We start from the raw sequence: 13,357 nt of genomic DNA, 5'->3' as shown, positions 1-13,357 counted from the left end.
AACAGTGAAGGTCACCGGAATGTAACACGCGCCCGCGCTGCCTGCCAGCGGGGGGTTAAAGCGAACAAAACAGGCGATGCGTCACCCGCGGTTCATCGTACACCGGGCGAAAACCAAGCCTTTCATAAAAGGGCCAGGCCTGCGCCGGGGCATGGGTGTTGAGAAAGTCGAACCAGGCGCTGGAGTGGGTGATAACCGAGACCAGCAGCTGCTGGCCGATGCCCCGGCGACGATAGCGTTCGCTGATGTAGAGGTGGCGAATGCGCCCGGCCCGCGGCTGCGGACTGAAGGGATCGCTATTGATGCCGCATACCCCTACCAGCTGGTGGTTGACGAAGGCGCCCAGCAGCGTTTCGCCCGGCGCGTTAAAGCGGTTTTTGCCGCTCTGCCAGTTTTCCGCCAGGCGGCGCAGCATATTGAAATGCTGTTCAAGGCTTTCAATTCGTAGCGCCGCGAACCCCGGGGCATCCGGCGTCGTGGCAGCAATTAACAGGGGTGGCATAGCATCCTCCATCAAGTCATCCCGGGACGCCCGGCGGGCGCCTGCAGGGGGGCGGTTTCCCGCCCCCCTCAGGTGCGACTTGAACCTGAATCAGCGGAACTGTTTCAGGACTGCATCAAGTAGTTGCAACACAGCAACCATGAGTTTCAGGATCAAAATAATAATATCCATTCCGCCCATACGCGCGTCTCCTGTGGTTAAGGAGCACAATAAGCTGACGTACCTTTCCGCTGCCCGTTGCCAGCTTATCCCTGCCTGTCGCCGGCGGCGTCTGCCCTGGCCGATAGTTCGTCCTTTCCATGAACGGCTTCCCGGCCCGCCGCCTGCAACGACAGGGGTGCGCAGCGCTGAGCCACGCGTTGCCGCGCGGGCCAGTGACTGCACGTTGTTGACGTAACACAGTGTGCTCTCTCGGGGTTAAGGCACTGACGGCACCACCCGTTTCAGCCAGGACTTCGTTGCGCCGGTCAAACTTGCGGCCCCCGAATGGCACAAAGTGAACACACCCAGTATAGATAAACACTGTATGGATGAACAGTATTTTTTGGACAAATCCGCCCCTCTCATCCATACTCTATGACAGAGAAAAACCGACCTTAAATTGCGCGAACTGCAGCGATCGCGTATACTTTTGGCGTTGACGTAATACAGTGTGCTTGCGGCTACCACCTGTAACCATGCTGATAAAAACCTCGCTCCGGCGGGGTTTTTTGTTTTCTGTCCTTTTGCGCCGAACTGTGATCTTTCGCGCAAATTTTCGTGGATGAAAATAAATCCATTGTGAAAACGTAAAACCTGTGTTTGTATAAATTCAGCTTATTTTTCGACACAACAGGTCCCTAATGAACGCAACCCTGATCGCTTCGACCCTACTAAAAACCGCGCCAGCCGCGGTGGTCGTCGTGTCTGTGGTGGTCGTCGTCGGCAATGCGCCGTAGGGTCCGGAACAACACGAATTCCAAACCCCGCCGGCGCAAACCGAGCGGGGTTTTTTGTTGGCGAGCCCCCCGGTAAAGTCGGCCCAGAAGAAAAGGACTGGAGCATGGCAAGTTCGGGCACCACATCAAACACAATGCGCTTTACCGGCGCGCAGCTGGTTGTTCATTTACTGGAGCGCCAGGGTATCACTATGGTCAGCGGCATTCCGGGCGGCTCCATCCTGCCTATCTACGATGCCTTAAGCCAGAGCACGCAGATCCGCCACATCCTGGCGCGCCATGAGCAGGGCGCGGGCTTTATCGCCCAGGGGATGGCGCGTACCGAAGGCAAGCCGGCGGTCTGTATGGCCTGCAGCGGCCCGGGGGCGACGAACCTGGTGACGGCGATCGCCGATGCCCGCCTGGATTCGATTCCGCTGGTCTGCATCACCGGCCAGGTACCGGCCTCGATGATCGGTACCGACGCCTTCCAGGAAGTGGACACCTACGGCATCTCTATCCCCATCACCAAACATAACTATCTGGTGCGCGACATTGCCGAGCTGCCGCAGGTGATCAGCGACGCCTTCCGTATTGCCCAGTCCGGGCGTCCCGGGCCGGTGTGGATAGACATTCCTAAGGACGTGCAGTCGGCGACCATTGAGCTGGAAGCGCTGCCTGAGCCTGGCGAGCGCGCCCCGGCACCGGCATTCGCGCCTGAAAGCGTGCGTGAAGCGGCGGCAATGATCAACGCGGCGAAACGCCCGGTACTGTATCTGGGCGGCGGGGTGATTAACGCGCCGCAGGCGATCCGTGAGCTGGCGGAAAAAGCCAACCTGCCGACCACCATGACCTTAATGGCGCTGGGCATGCTGCCGAAGGCGCACCCGCTGTCGCTGGGGATGCTGGGGATGCACGGCGCGCGCAGCACCAACTTCATTCTGCAGGAGGCGGATTTACTGATTGTTTTAGGCGCCCGTTTTGATGACCGGGCGATTGGCAAGACCGAGCAGTTCTGCCCGAACGCGAAGATTATCCACGTCGATATCGACCGCGCCGAACTGGGCAAAATTAAGCAACCGCACGTGGCGATTCAGGGCGATGTGGCGGAAGTCTTAGCCCAGCTGAACCCGCAGATTGAGGCGCAGCCGCGCGAGGAATGGCGCCAGCTGGTGGCCGACTTGCAGCGCGAATTCCCCTGCGCCATCCCGCAGGAAAGCGACCCGCTCTCCCATTACGGCCTGATTAACGCCGTGGCCGCCTGCGTGGATGATGAAGCGATCATCACTACCGACGTTGGCCAGCACCAGATGTGGACGGCGCAGGCCTACCCGCTCAATCGTCCGCGCCAGTGGCTGACCTCCGGCGGCCTCGGCACCATGGGCTTCGGCCTGCCGGCGGCGATCGGCGCGGCGCTGGCGAATCCGCAGCGTAAGGTTATTTGTTTCTCCGGCGACGGCAGCCTGATGATGAATATTCAGGAGATGGCCACCGCCGCCGAAAATCAGCTGGATGTAAAAATTATCCTGCTGAACAACGAAGCGCTGGGGCTGGTGCACCAGCAGCAGAGCCTGTTCTATCAGCAGGGCGTTTTTGCCGCCACCTATCCGGGGATGATTAACTTTATGCAGATTGCCGCCGGTTTCGGCCTGCAAACCTGTGATTTAAATAATGAAGTCGATCCGCAGGCGGCGCTGCAGGCGATTATCGACCGTCCGGGGCCGGCGCTGATCCACGTGCGCATCGACGCACAGCAGAAAGTGTATCCGATGGTACCGCCGGGTGCGGCCAATACTGAAATGGTGGGGGAATAAGCCATGCAAAAACAATGTGATAACGTCATTCTGGAACTCACCGTCCGCAACCATCCCGGCGTCATGACCCACGTGTGCGGGCTTTTTGCCCGTCGCGCGTTTAACGTCGAAGGCATTCTCTGTCTGCCAATTCAGGGCAGCGAACACAGCCGCATCTGGCTGCTGGTAAATGATGACCAGCGACTGGGGCAGATGATTAGCCAGATTGAAAAGCTGGAGGATGTCACCAAAGTGGCGCGTAACCAGTCCGATCCCACCATGTTTAACAAAATTGCGGTGTTCTTCGAATAGCGCTCAAGGCTTGAACAGCCACGCGCTTATCGCTAAGGTAAGCGCCTTTACCGGATGACGCTGCGCTTATCCGGCCTACAAGCAGTGAATCCGTAGGCCGGATAAGGCGTTTACGCCGCCATCCGGCGTTTTCAGGCACCAGGACACACCATGACCACCATCGCCCTTATTGACGATCATTTGATTGTCCGCTCCGGCTTTGCTCAGCTGCTGGGGCTGGAAGCTGATTTTCAGGTTGTCGCCGAATTTGGTAGCGGCCGCGAGGCGCTGACGGGGCTACCGGGGCGCGGCGTGCAGGTCTGTATCTGCGATATCTCAATGCCGGATATTTCCGGGCTGGAGCTGCTCAGCCAGCTGCCGAAGGGGATGGCGACCATCATGCTGTCGGTACACGATAGCCCGGCGCTGATCGAGCAAGCGTTGAATGCCGGCGCGCGCGGCTTCCTGTCGAAACGCTGCAGCCCCGATGAACTTATCGCCGCGGTACGCACGGTGGCGGCGGGCGGTTGCTATCTCACGCCGGATATCGCCATGAAGTTGGCCGCCGGGCGCCAGGATCCGCTCACCAAACGCGAGCGTCAGGTGGCGGAAAAGCTGGCGCAGGGCATGGCGGTGAAAGAGATTGCCGCCGAGCTCGGTCTGTCGCCGAAAACCGTCCACGTACACCGCGCCAACCTGCTGGAAAAGCTGGGCGTCAGCAACGACGTTGAGCTGGCGCGCCGCATGTTCGATAGCTGGCAATGAAGGCCGTCGTCTCACGATTGCTGTCGGTCATCGGCTGCGCCTTTATCTTCGCGGCCGCCTGGTTCTGCCTGTGGAGCATCAGTCTGCATCTGGTGGAACGCGCGGATTTAGCGGTGCTGCTGTTTCCCTTTGGCCTGCGGCTGGGGTTAATGCTGCAATGCCCCCGCGGCTACTGGCCAGTGCTGCTGGGAACCGAGTGGCTGCTTATCTTATGGCTGGCGCAGGAGGTGGCGCTGGCGCACCCGATAATTTTGATGACCGGTAGCCTGCTGACTCTGCTGCCGGTGGCGTTGATCTCGCGCTACCGGCAGCAGCGCGACTGGCTGACGCTGCTGCGTCAGGGCGGGGCGTTAATGGCCGCCGCGCTGCTGCAATCGCTGCCGTGGCTGGCGGAGGGGGACGAGGGGCTTAACGCCCTGCTGTTGACGCTGACCGGCGGCCTGACGCTGGCGCCGACCTGCCTGGTTTTCTGGCACTATCTTACCAGCACCGTCTGGCGGCCGCTGGGGCCGGCGCTGGTGGCGCAGCCGGTTAACTGGCGCGGGCGGCATCTGATCTGGTATCTGCTGTTATTCACCATTAGCCTGTGGCTGCAGCTTGGCCTGCCCGCCGAGCTCTCCCGCTTTACCCCGTTTTGTCTGGCGCTGCCGATTATCGCCCTCGCCTGGCACTACGGCTGGCAGGGCGCGCTGATCGCCACCCTGATGAACGCTATCGCCTTGATTGCCAGCCAGACCTGGCACGATCACCCGGTCGATTTATTGCTTTCCCTGCTGGCACAGAGCCTCACCGGGCTGCTGTTGGGGGCGGGGATCCAGCGGCTACGCGAGCTGAACCAGTCATTACAAAGCGAGCTGGCGCGTAATCGTCGGCTGGCGGAACGCCTGCTGGAGACCGAAGAGAGCGTGCGGCGAGACGTCGCCCGCGAGCTCCATGATGATATCGGCCAGACCATCACCGCGATCCGCACCCAGGCCGGGATCGTACAGCGGCTGGCGCCGGACAACGCCAGCGTGCGCCAGAGCGGTCAGCTGATAGAACAGCTGTCGCTGGGAGTTTACGACTCGGTGCGTAGACTGCTAGGCCGTCTGCGTCCGCGTCAGCTCGACGACCTGCCGCTGGAGCAGGCGGTACGTTCGTTGATGCGCGAGATGGAGCTGGAGGACCGCGGCATTGTCAGCCATCTCGACTGGCGGATTAACGAGGCGGGACTGAGCGAGAACCAGCGCGTGACGCTGTTTCGCGTTTGCCAGGAGGGGCTGAATAATATCGTCAAGCACGCCAGCGCCAGCGCTGTCACTCTGCAGGGCTGGCAGCAGGATGAGCGACTAATGCTGGTGCTGGAAGATGACGGTTGCGGCCTGCCGCCGGGGTCGAATCTGCAGGGGTTCGGCCTGACCGGCATGCGCGAGCGCGTGACCGCCCTGGGCGGCACACTGACGATCTCCTGCACCCATGGTACCCGGGTGTGCGTCAATCTACCGCTGCGTTACGCCTGAGAGGATCGCCTATGTTCGCCTTTTTAAAAGCCCCGCCGGACGCTGCGCCGATAAGCGATAAACGCGAGCTTGATGCGCGTTATCGCTACTGGCGTCGCCATATCCTGTTGACCATCTGGCTGGGCTACGCGCTGTTCTATTTCACCCGCAAAAGCTTTAACGCCGCGGTCCCGGAAATTCTTGCCAGCAACGTCCTGACCCGCAGCGATATTGGCCTGCTGGCCACGCTGTTCTATATCACCTACGGGCTGTCGAAATTTTTCTCCGGTATCGTCAGCGACCGCTCCGACGCCCGCTATTTTATGGGGCTGGGGCTTATCGCCACCGGGGTGGTGAATATTCTGTTCGGTTTTTCTTCCTCACTATGGGCTTTCGCGCTGCTGTGGGCGCTGAATGCCTTCTTCCAGGGCTGGGGCTCGCCGGTGTGCGCCCGACTGCTGACGGCCTGGTATTCGCGGACCGAGCGCGGCGGCTGGTGGGCGCTATGGAATACGGCGCATAACGTCGGCGGCGCGCTGATCCCGATGGTGGTGGGAGCGGCGGCGTTGCACTACGGCTGGCGTGCCGGGATGACCATCGCCGGCTGTCTGGCGATCCTCGCCGGACTGTATCTGTGCTGGCGGCTGCGCGATCGCCCGCAGGCGGTGGGGTTACCCGCCGTGGGCGACTGGCGTCACGATGCGCTGGAAATCGCCCAGCAGCAGGAAGGCGCTGGGATGTCTCGTAAAGCGATCCTGACCCGCTACGTGCTGGCCAATCCCTACATCTGGCTGCTGTCGTTGTGCTATGTGCTGGTGTACGTGGTGCGGGCGGCGATTAACGACTGGGGCAATCTGTATATGTCGGAGACGCTCGGCGTCGATCTGGTGACCGCTAACTCGGCGGTGACCATGTTTGAGCTGGGCGGTTTTATCGGCGCGCTGGTGGCGGGGTGGGGCTCGGATAAGCTGTTTAACGGCAACCGTGGGCCGATGAACCTGATTTTCGCCGCCGGAATTTTGCTGTCGGTTGGCGGCCTGTGGCTGATGCCGTTCGCCAGCTATGTCATGCAGGCGGCCTGCTTCTTCACTACCGGTTTCTTCGTTTTCGGCCCGCAGATGCTGATCGGCATGGCGGCGGCGGAATGTTCGCATAAAGAAGCCGCCGGGGCGGCAACCGGGTTTGTCGGCCTGTTCGCTTATCTTGGCGCCTCGCTTTCCGGCTGGCCGCTGGCGCAGGTGATGGATATCTGGCACTGGACCGGATTCTTCGTGGTGATTGCGATTGCCGCCGGCATTTCCGCGCTGCTGCTGCTGCCGTTTTTAAACGCGCAGGCGCCGCGTACCGCCAGCGAAGCGTGATGTAGCTCACCCTTTCGCCGCGAACGGGGCAAAACTAAGAAATTTTCCCGGTTTTACCTGGACGCCGTCTCAGGCCAGACGGCGCGCTGGTTTTTACAATGCCTGGTTATTACGCAGGCATAAAAAATCAGCTCAGGAGATACCCATGCTGGCCTTTCTGAATCAGGTGCGCAAGCCGACCCTGGATCTGCCGCTCGATGTGCGGCGCAAAATGTGGTTCAAACCTTTCATGCAGTCCTATCTGGTGGTTTTCATCGGCTACCTGACCATGTACCTGATCCGCAAGAACTTTAACATCGCGCAGAACGACATGATCTCCACCTACGGGTTGAGCATGACGCAGCTGGGGATGATTGGCCTGGGCTTCTCCATCACCTACGGCGTGGGCAAGACGCTGGTCTCTTATTATGCCGACGGTAAAAACACCAAGCAGTTCCTGCCGTTTATGCTGATCCTCTCCGCCATCTGTATGCTGGGCTTTAGCGCCAGCATGGGGGCGGGTTCTACCAGCCTGTTCCTGATGATCGCCTTCTATGCGCTGAGCGGTTTCTTCCAGAGCACCGGCGGCTCGTGCAGCTATTCCACCATCACCAAGTGGACGCCCAGACGCAAACGCGGCACTTTCCTCGGCTTCTGGAATATCTCCCACAACCTCGGCGGCGCGGGCGCGGCGGGCGTGGCGCTGTTTGGCGCCAACTATCTGTTCGACGGCCATGTGATCGGCATGTTTATCTTCCCGTCGATTATTGCGCTGATCGTTGGCTTTATCGGCCTGCGCTACGGTAGCGACTCTCCGGAATCCTACGGCCTCGGCACGGCGGAAGAGCTGTTTGGCGAAGCGATCAGCGAAGAGGACAAAGAGACCGAAGAAAATGCGATGACCAAGTGGCAGATCTTTGTTGAGTACGTGCTGAAAAACAAAGTGATCTGGCTGCTGTGCTTCTCCAACATCTTCCTCTACGTGGTGCGTATCGGTATCGATCAGTGGTCCACCGTGTACGCCTTCCAGGAGCTGAAGCTGTCGAAAGAGGTGGCGATTCAGGGCTTTACCCTGTTTGAAGTCGGCGCGCTGGTTGGCACGCTACTGTGGGGCTGGCTGTCGGATCTGGCCAACGGCCGCCGCGCGCTGGTGGCCTGCATCGCGCTGGCGCTGATTATCGCCACCCTTGGGGTTTACCAACACGCCAGCAACCAGTACGTCTATCTGGCCTCGTTATTTGCGCTGGGCTTCCTGGTGTTTGGTCCGCAGCTGTTGATCGGCGTCGCCGCCGTCGGTTTCGTACCGAAAAAAGCGATCGGCGCCGCCGATGGGATCAAGGGCACCTTCGCCTATCTGATCGGCGATAGCTTCGCCAAACTGGGTCTCGGGATGATCGCCGACGGCACCCCGGTCTTCGGCCTGACCGGCTGGGCCGGCACCTTTGCGGCGCTGGACGCCGCCGCCGTCGGCTGTATCTGCCTGATGGCCATCGTGGCTATCTTTGAAGAGCGTAAAATTCGCCGCGAGAAAAAGAACCGTATTTTGCAGACCGCCTGATTCACCAGGTATTTGGTAACCTTGCCCGGCCTTCGCGCCGGGCTTTTTTATTTCTTGCGCATTATGCCAGGTCCGACAGTCGACAGCAGGCAAATTCCCATTATGATAGTCAGGCTGCGATTGGATGAGAGGATGCATGATCTGGATAGGACTGGCCACCCTGGTAGTGGTGTTTGTTGTGGGATTTCGGGTGCTTACCTCTGATTCACGCCGCGCGATCCGCCGCCTGAGCGAACGCCTCGGCATCACGCCTGTCCCGCTGGAATCGATGATCGATCAGCTGGGAAAAACCGCCGGTAATGAGTATTTGCGTTACCTGGAGCGGCCGAATGAAGCACATCTGCAGAACGCCGCCCAGGTGCTGCTGATCTGGCAGGTCGCGATTGTCGACGCCAGCGAAAAAAACCTGCATTACTGGTATCGCCTGATGCAAAAAGCACGTTTAGCGGCGCCGATTACCGACGCGCAGATCCGCCTGGCGCAAGGTTTTCTGCGCGAGCTGGACCCGGATGTGAGCGATTTACATAACCTACAGCAGCGCTACAACGACCTGTTTCTCCCGGAAGACGGCGTGCACTGGCTGCACTGATCTCATAGTTATTCGGCCTGGGGTTCATCGCTTTTTGTGCCGGATGGCGGCTGCGCCTTATCCGGCCTACGGTTTCCGCACTCGTCACTTGTAGGCCGGATAAGCGTAAGCGCCATCCGGCAGGATAACTACAGTAGGATTTTCAGGCCGTGTTTTTGTACGACGCTAAGCAATTTTAATGACATTCCGCTCGGTCGTTTAGCGCCAGTCTCCCATTTTTGCACGGTAGACACACTGGTATTCAGATAACGAGCGAACACGGGTTGGCTAACATTGAGTTGTTCACGTAGCGCTTTAATTTCAATGGGTTGAAGTGCGGCTACGCTACCGAGACATGATTCATCAAAATGGCGCATTGTTTCCTGTGGGATTGCGCTAACGCTGAATAGCCCCGACGCAGCGCTATGGATCGCTTCGAAAGCCGGGCTTTTGTATTTATTTTTTGCTGTCATCGCAAATCTCCACCAGTTCTTTACTTTTAACTAAGACCGTCGTTTTCTCTTCAGAGAGATTGGCATAGTGTTTTGCTAACTCACGAAAACCCATTAACTCGCGATGGTTGATATTGGCCATATCCTGTTTGGCATATAGAAAGGTATAAAACCAATACTCTGCGCTTTTGGTAAGTATGATTGCGCGATCGCGATTCTTGTTGAGTCGCTTTTTATAAACCCCTTCTCCTAAATCAACCACCTTGCCCTGAAGCGCAGATTGAATTGCCTGATAGAGCTCGTCGTCGGAAATGCCATGAGAGCTAGCCTCTCTGGCGAACCATTTGGTTTTAAAGATACGCATTGCTGACATCCTGTCGTTAAAAGTATAGCACATAGTGCTATATTAAATTCTCCTGAGATTTGTTAAAGCGATAGCAAGCATCGTTTTTTTAAACATGCGAGCAGCTACGCATCCTCTTATGAAAAACGAGAATAGTTGCGAAAACGTTAAATGCGTCACAAACAAAATGTTACACTGCGCAGCTTTCCGCCACTTTCTTCGCAGGTCACTCATGAGTCATTCAAATGAAACCAAACCCCATGCACGCGAGCTGGCGCGACCAAACTGGTCGGCGGTCTTCGCGGTTGCTTTCTGCGTTGCCTGCCTGATTACCGTCGAATTTCTACCGGTCAGTCTGTTGACGCCGATGGCGCTGGATTTAGGCATCTCCGAAGGGATGGCCGGGCAGTCGGTGACGACGACGGCATTCGTCGCGATGTTTTCCAGCCTGTTTATCACCACGGTGATAGGTAAAACCGATCGCCGCTACGTGGTTATCCTGTTTTCGCTGCTGCTGACCCTTTCCTGCCTGCTGGTATCTTTCGCTGATAGCTTCACCCTGCTACTACTGGGGCGCGCCTGTCTGGGCCTGGCGCTCGGCGGTTTCTGGGCGATGTCGGCCTCGCTTACCATGCGGCTGGTGCCGATGCGCGTGGTGCCGAAAGCGCTATCGATTATTTTCGGCGCGGTATCGATCGCGCTGGTAATTGCTGCCCCATTGGGCAGTTTCCTTGGCGGGCTTATCGGCTGGCGCAACGTCTTTAACGGCGCGGCGGTGATGGGCGTGCTGTGTACGCTCTGGGTGCTGAAAGCGCTGCCGTCGCTGCCCGGTGAATCGGCTTCTCAGCAGCAAAATATGTTTGGTCTGCTGAAGCGTCCGGGGGTGATGGCCGGGATGTGCGCCATTTTCATGGCCTTTGCCGGACAGTTCGCCTTCTTTACCTATATTCGCCCGGTTTACATGACCCTCGCCGGTTTTGACGTCGACGGCCTGACGCTGGTGCTGCTGAGCTTTGGTATCGCCAGCTTTATCGGCACCTCGCTCTCCTCGGTGCTGCTCAAGCGTTCGGTAAAAGCGGCGCTGGCGATCGCGCCGCTGGTGCTGACCGCCTGCGCGGTGGCGCTGGTGCTGTGGGGAGAGAGCAAAATCATCGCCTCGACGGTGGCGATTATCTGGGGCTTCGCGTTTGCGCTGATCCCGGTGGGGTGGTCAACGTGGATCACCCGTTCCCTCTCCGATCAGGCGGAAAAAGCCGGGTCGATTCAGGTGGCGGTGATCCAACTGGCCAACACCTGCGGCGCCGCGGTCGGCGGCATTGCGCTTGACCACTTAGGGCTGCTGTCGCCGCTGGTGTTGTCAGGGATATTGATGCTGTTTACCGGCCTGCTGGTGGCGGCCAAAGTGAAGGTGAATTCACCCGCTTAAGGCCGCTCGCCTTTTGCCAGCCGGGCATTGATGTCGGCAATCACTTCCGGCAGGTCCGCCAGGGTATCAACCACATAATGCGCCCCGGCGGCATACAGTTTGCCTGCCGCCCGCTCGCGGCGGGTGGCGATTTCCGCTTTCGACATCGCCTGGTACTCCTCCCAGGTTGCGCCGAATTCGTTACCGGACACCGCCAGCCCGACGCTCCACATCCCGGCATGTAACCCTTCGCTGATGCCCGGCGCGGCGTCGTCGACCTTCACGCAGTGGGCCACATCGTCTATGCCCAGGGTAATCACGTTCTGCAGCGCCATCCACGGGCCCGGACGACCGCCGGCGGCAAGGTCATCGGTGGCGACCCAGTGGTCCGGGGCGTAGCCCTGGGCGGCGGCGGCCGGTACCAGCTTTTCCATCACCGGACGCGGATAGCCCGAGCAGGAGCCGATCTTCAGGCCCTTGGCGCGCAGCGCGGCGATAGTGTCGACAACGCCGGCAATCGGTGCGGAAAAATCGACAACCTTAGCGATTTGCAGCGGCATAAACGCGGCGTAGATCGCATCGATATCCGCGGCCGTCATCGCGCGGCCGAATTTGGCCTGCCAGCGGCTATCGACAGCAGGGAGTTTGCCCAGCGCCTCAATGTGCTGCCACTTGCCAAGCCCCATCGGCACGCGGGCCTCTTCAAGGGTGATCTCAATATCGAAGGCCTGGCGGAAGGCCTCGACGAAGATTTGCGTCGGGGCGAAAGAGCCGAAGTCTACGGTGGTGCCTGCCCAGTCAAGGATCAGTGCGCTAATACGGTTCATGGCGGTTCCTTATTGTTTCCAGTACATGGCGTTGTCGATAGCCGCCAGCAGGGCGGTGATATCGGCGTCGTAGACTTCGCCAATGTTGCCGATGCGGAAGCAGTCGCTTTGCGATACTTTGCCCGGATAGATAACGAAGCCCTGATCTTTCAGCTTCTGGTAGAAGGTGTGAAAGCGATACTGCGGCGCATCCGGTGAATAAAAGGCGGTAATGATCGGCGAGTGCAGGCTATCGTCGAGCAGCGGCCGGAAGCCGAGCGCGCGCATCCCGGCGACCAGCCGGCGCTGATTGTTGCGGTAGCGCTGATGGCGAGCGCTGACGCCGCCCTCCTGCGCCAGCTCTTTCAGCGCCTGGGCGAAGGCCAGCACGGTATGGGTCGGCGAGGTGAAGCGCCACTTGCCGTGGTTGTCCTCCATGCAGCGCCACTGGGCGTACAGATCCAGCGACAGCGAGCGCGAACGGCCTTTGCAGGCGGCCAGCTCCGCTTCGCGGGCAATCACGAAGGCAAAGCCCGGCACGCCCTGAATGCATTTGTTGGCGGAGCTTATCAGGTAATCAATATTCAGCGCGGCGATATCCAGTGGAATGCCGCCGAAGCTGCTCATCGCATCGACGATATAGCGTTTATCGTACCGTTTCGCCAGTTCGGCCACCTCTTCGATCGGATTCAGCATACCGGTGGTGGTTTCGCTGTGTACCATCGCGATATGGGTGATCGCCGGGTCGTTCTGCAGGATCTGTTCGATCTCGGCCGCGTCCGGGCGGGAGACTTCGCCGCAGTCGTAAGGGTGGCAGGCGATGCCCATCAGTTGCGCCATCTCAATCATACGCGCGCCATAGGCGCCATTGCTGACGATCAACACTTTGCCCTGTTCGCCGATGACGCTGCCGAGCACCGCTTCGACCGCGTAGCTGCCGCTACCCTGCAGTAGCACCGCCGTATAACCGTCGGCCGGGGTAGCCAACTGCACCAGCTGCTGGCGAATGGTCTGTACCACGCCGAGATTGTAATCATCATCCCAGGTACAGCTATCGAACAACATCGCCTCTTTTACCGTACGGGAGGTGGTTAGCGGGCCGGGGGTCAGCAGCAGGTAGTTCCGTGAAGTCATTTGTC

Annotated in this window: 16 protein-coding genes; 9 read left to right on the top strand and 7 right to left on the bottom strand. The window is 59.2% G+C overall.

Translation table 11 applies throughout. The features are described from left to right. Positions 1-55 precede the first annotated feature (55 nt). The 3 genes from BHE81_RS22540 to BHE81_RS28370 all read right to left on the bottom strand — a co-directional run bounded on the left by BHE81_RS22540 (position 56) and on the right by BHE81_RS28370 (position 1,332). Positions 56-502 (bottom strand): GNAT family N-acetyltransferase, encoded by a 447-nt coding sequence (locus BHE81_RS22540; RefSeq protein ID WP_002923294.1) that lies wholly within the window; start codon positions 500-502, stop codon positions 56-58. Positions 503-592: 90 nt separating this feature from the next. After that, complete coding sequence (gene tisB / locus BHE81_RS22535) at positions 593-712, bottom strand: type I toxin-antitoxin system toxin TisB (protein WP_004145059.1); 120 nt, start codon at positions 710-712, stop codon at positions 593-595. A 452-nt stretch (positions 713-1,164) separates the two neighbouring features. After that, positions 1,165-1,332, bottom strand: coding sequence for a hypothetical protein (locus BHE81_RS28370; RefSeq protein WP_004150272.1), 168 nt, complete (start codon positions 1,330-1,332; stop codon positions 1,165-1,167). A 12-nt stretch (positions 1,333-1,344) separates the two neighbouring features. On the opposite strand from BHE81_RS28370, the gene ivbL reads away from it, so the two are divergent. The 8 genes from ivbL (at position 1,345) to BHE81_RS22495 (ending at position 9,233) form a co-directional block, all read left to right on the top strand. After that, on the top strand, positions 1,345-1,440 hold the full coding sequence (gene ivbL, locus BHE81_RS22530) for an ilvB operon leader peptide IvbL (protein WP_002923286.1): 96 nt from the start codon (positions 1,345-1,347) through the stop codon (positions 1,438-1,440). 104 nt (positions 1,441-1,544) lie between these two features. Beyond that, complete coding sequence (gene ilvB, locus BHE81_RS22525) at positions 1,545-3,233, top strand: acetolactate synthase large subunit (RefSeq protein ID WP_004173858.1); 1,689 nt, start codon at positions 1,545-1,547, stop codon at positions 3,231-3,233. 3 nt (positions 3,234-3,236) lie between these two features. Next, a complete protein-coding gene (ilvN, locus tag BHE81_RS22520; protein ID WP_002923283.1) occupies positions 3,237-3,524 on the top strand; it encodes an acetolactate synthase small subunit in 288 nt (95 codons plus the stop codon). Positions 3,525-3,674: 150 nt separating this feature from the next. Then, complete coding sequence (gene uhpA / locus BHE81_RS22515) at positions 3,675-4,268, top strand: transcriptional regulator UhpA (protein ID WP_002923282.1); 594 nt, start codon at positions 3,675-3,677, stop codon at positions 4,266-4,268. A 17-nt stretch (positions 4,269-4,285) separates the two neighbouring features. Further along, positions 4,286-5,767 carry a signal transduction histidine-protein kinase/phosphatase UhpB gene (gene uhpB, locus BHE81_RS22510; RefSeq protein WP_004151519.1) on the top strand — a complete coding sequence of 494 codons (1,482 nt, stop codon included), beginning with the start codon at positions 4,286-4,288 and terminating at the stop codon, positions 5,765-5,767. An 11-nt stretch (positions 5,768-5,778) separates the two neighbouring features. Further along, positions 5,779-7,107: an MFS transporter gene (locus tag BHE81_RS22505; RefSeq protein WP_004145056.1), complete on the top strand. Its 1,329-nt coding sequence runs from the start codon at positions 5,779-5,781 to the stop codon at positions 7,105-7,107. A 145-nt stretch (positions 7,108-7,252) separates the two neighbouring features. Continuing rightward, positions 7,253-8,644 carry a hexose-6-phosphate:phosphate antiporter gene (uhpT, locus tag BHE81_RS22500; RefSeq protein ID WP_002923280.1) on the top strand — a complete coding sequence of 464 codons (1,392 nt, stop codon included), beginning with the start codon at positions 7,253-7,255 and terminating at the stop codon, positions 8,642-8,644. A gap of 136 nt (positions 8,645-8,780) precedes the next feature. After that, positions 8,781-9,233 (top strand): DUF1198 family protein, encoded by a 453-nt coding sequence (locus tag BHE81_RS22495; RefSeq protein WP_004901545.1) that lies wholly within the window; start codon positions 8,781-8,783, stop codon positions 9,231-9,233. Between the two features lie 128 nt (positions 9,234-9,361). On the opposite strand, the gene BHE81_RS22490 is transcribed toward BHE81_RS22495, so the two are convergent. Beyond that, complete coding sequence (locus BHE81_RS22490; protein WP_149888837.1) at positions 9,362-9,685, bottom strand: helix-turn-helix domain-containing protein; 324 nt, start codon at positions 9,683-9,685, stop codon at positions 9,362-9,364. Then, on the bottom strand, positions 9,669-10,028 hold the full coding sequence (locus BHE81_RS22485; RefSeq protein WP_020316562.1) for a type II toxin-antitoxin system RelE/ParE family toxin: 360 nt from the start codon (positions 10,026-10,028) through the stop codon (positions 9,669-9,671). The genes BHE81_RS22490 and BHE81_RS22485 overlap by 17 nt, the downstream gene beginning before the upstream one ends. Before the next feature lie 211 nt (positions 10,029-10,239). On the opposite strand from BHE81_RS22485, the gene nepI reads away from it, so the two are divergent. Beyond that, positions 10,240-11,433 (top strand): purine ribonucleoside efflux pump NepI, encoded by a 1,194-nt coding sequence (gene nepI, locus BHE81_RS22480; RefSeq protein WP_004186250.1) that lies wholly within the window; start codon positions 10,240-10,242, stop codon positions 11,431-11,433. Here the strand turns inward: nepI and phnX are convergent. Together phnX and phnW are read right to left on the bottom strand one after the other, a co-directional pair. Next, positions 11,430-12,239, bottom strand: coding sequence for a phosphonoacetaldehyde hydrolase (gene phnX / locus BHE81_RS22475; protein ID WP_015959164.1), 810 nt, complete (start codon positions 12,237-12,239; stop codon positions 11,430-11,432). The genes nepI and phnX overlap by 4 nt on opposite strands. A gap of 9 nt (positions 12,240-12,248) precedes the next feature. Continuing rightward, on the bottom strand, positions 12,249-13,352 hold the full coding sequence (phnW, locus tag BHE81_RS22470; RefSeq protein ID WP_023301414.1) for a 2-aminoethylphosphonate--pyruvate transaminase: 1,104 nt from the start codon (positions 13,350-13,352) through the stop codon (positions 12,249-12,251). Positions 13,353-13,357 lie beyond the last annotated feature (5 nt).

The sequence above is a fragment of the Klebsiella sp. AqSCr genome (assembly GCF_008452795.1).
GTDB lineage: Bacteria > Pseudomonadota > Gammaproteobacteria > Enterobacterales > Enterobacteriaceae > Klebsiella > Klebsiella pneumoniae.
The sequence above is the reverse complement of the archived record's forward strand: the minus strand, read 5'-3'. Positions and strand labels throughout refer to the sequence as shown.

What these genes read in the sequence shown, in the direction of transcription:
- nepI (WP_004186250.1), top strand. Translation starts at nt 10,240, where the DNA reads ATGAGTCATTCAAATGAAACCAAACCCCATGCACGCGAGCTGGCGCGA.
- uhpT (WP_002923280.1), top strand. Translation starts at nt 7,253, where the DNA reads ATGCTGGCCTTTCTGAATCAGGTGCGCAAGCCGACCCTGGATCTGCCG.
- BHE81_RS22505 (WP_004145056.1), top strand. Translation starts at nt 5,779, where the DNA reads ATGTTCGCCTTTTTAAAAGCCCCGCCGGACGCTGCGCCGATAAGCGAT.
- ilvN (WP_002923283.1), top strand. Translation starts at nt 3,237, where the DNA reads ATGCAAAAACAATGTGATAACGTCATTCTGGAACTCACCGTCCGCAAC.
- ivbL (WP_002923286.1), top strand. Translation starts at nt 1,345, where the DNA reads ATGAACGCAACCCTGATCGCTTCGACCCTACTAAAAACCGCGCCAGCC.
- BHE81_RS22490 (WP_149888837.1), bottom strand. Translation starts at nt 9,685, where the DNA reads ATGACAGCAAAAAATAAATACAAAAGCCCGGCTTTCGAAGCGATCCAT.
- phnW (WP_023301414.1), bottom strand. Translation starts at nt 13,352, where the DNA reads ATGACTTCACGGAACTACCTGCTGCTGACCCCCGGCCCGCTAACCACC.
- uhpA (WP_002923282.1), top strand. Translation starts at nt 3,675, where the DNA reads ATGACCACCATCGCCCTTATTGACGATCATTTGATTGTCCGCTCCGGC.
- BHE81_RS22485 (WP_020316562.1), bottom strand. Translation starts at nt 10,028, where the DNA reads ATGCGTATCTTTAAAACCAAATGGTTCGCCAGAGAGGCTAGCTCTCAT.
- phnX (WP_015959164.1), bottom strand. Translation starts at nt 12,239, where the DNA reads ATGAACCGTATTAGCGCACTGATCCTTGACTGGGCAGGCACCACCGTA.
- ilvB (WP_004173858.1), top strand. Translation starts at nt 1,545, where the DNA reads ATGGCAAGTTCGGGCACCACATCAAACACAATGCGCTTTACCGGCGCG.
- BHE81_RS22495 (WP_004901545.1), top strand. Translation starts at nt 8,781, where the DNA reads ATGATCTGGATAGGACTGGCCACCCTGGTAGTGGTGTTTGTTGTGGGA.
- BHE81_RS22540 (WP_002923294.1), bottom strand. Translation starts at nt 502, where the DNA reads ATGCCACCCCTGTTAATTGCTGCCACGACGCCGGATGCCCCGGGGTTC.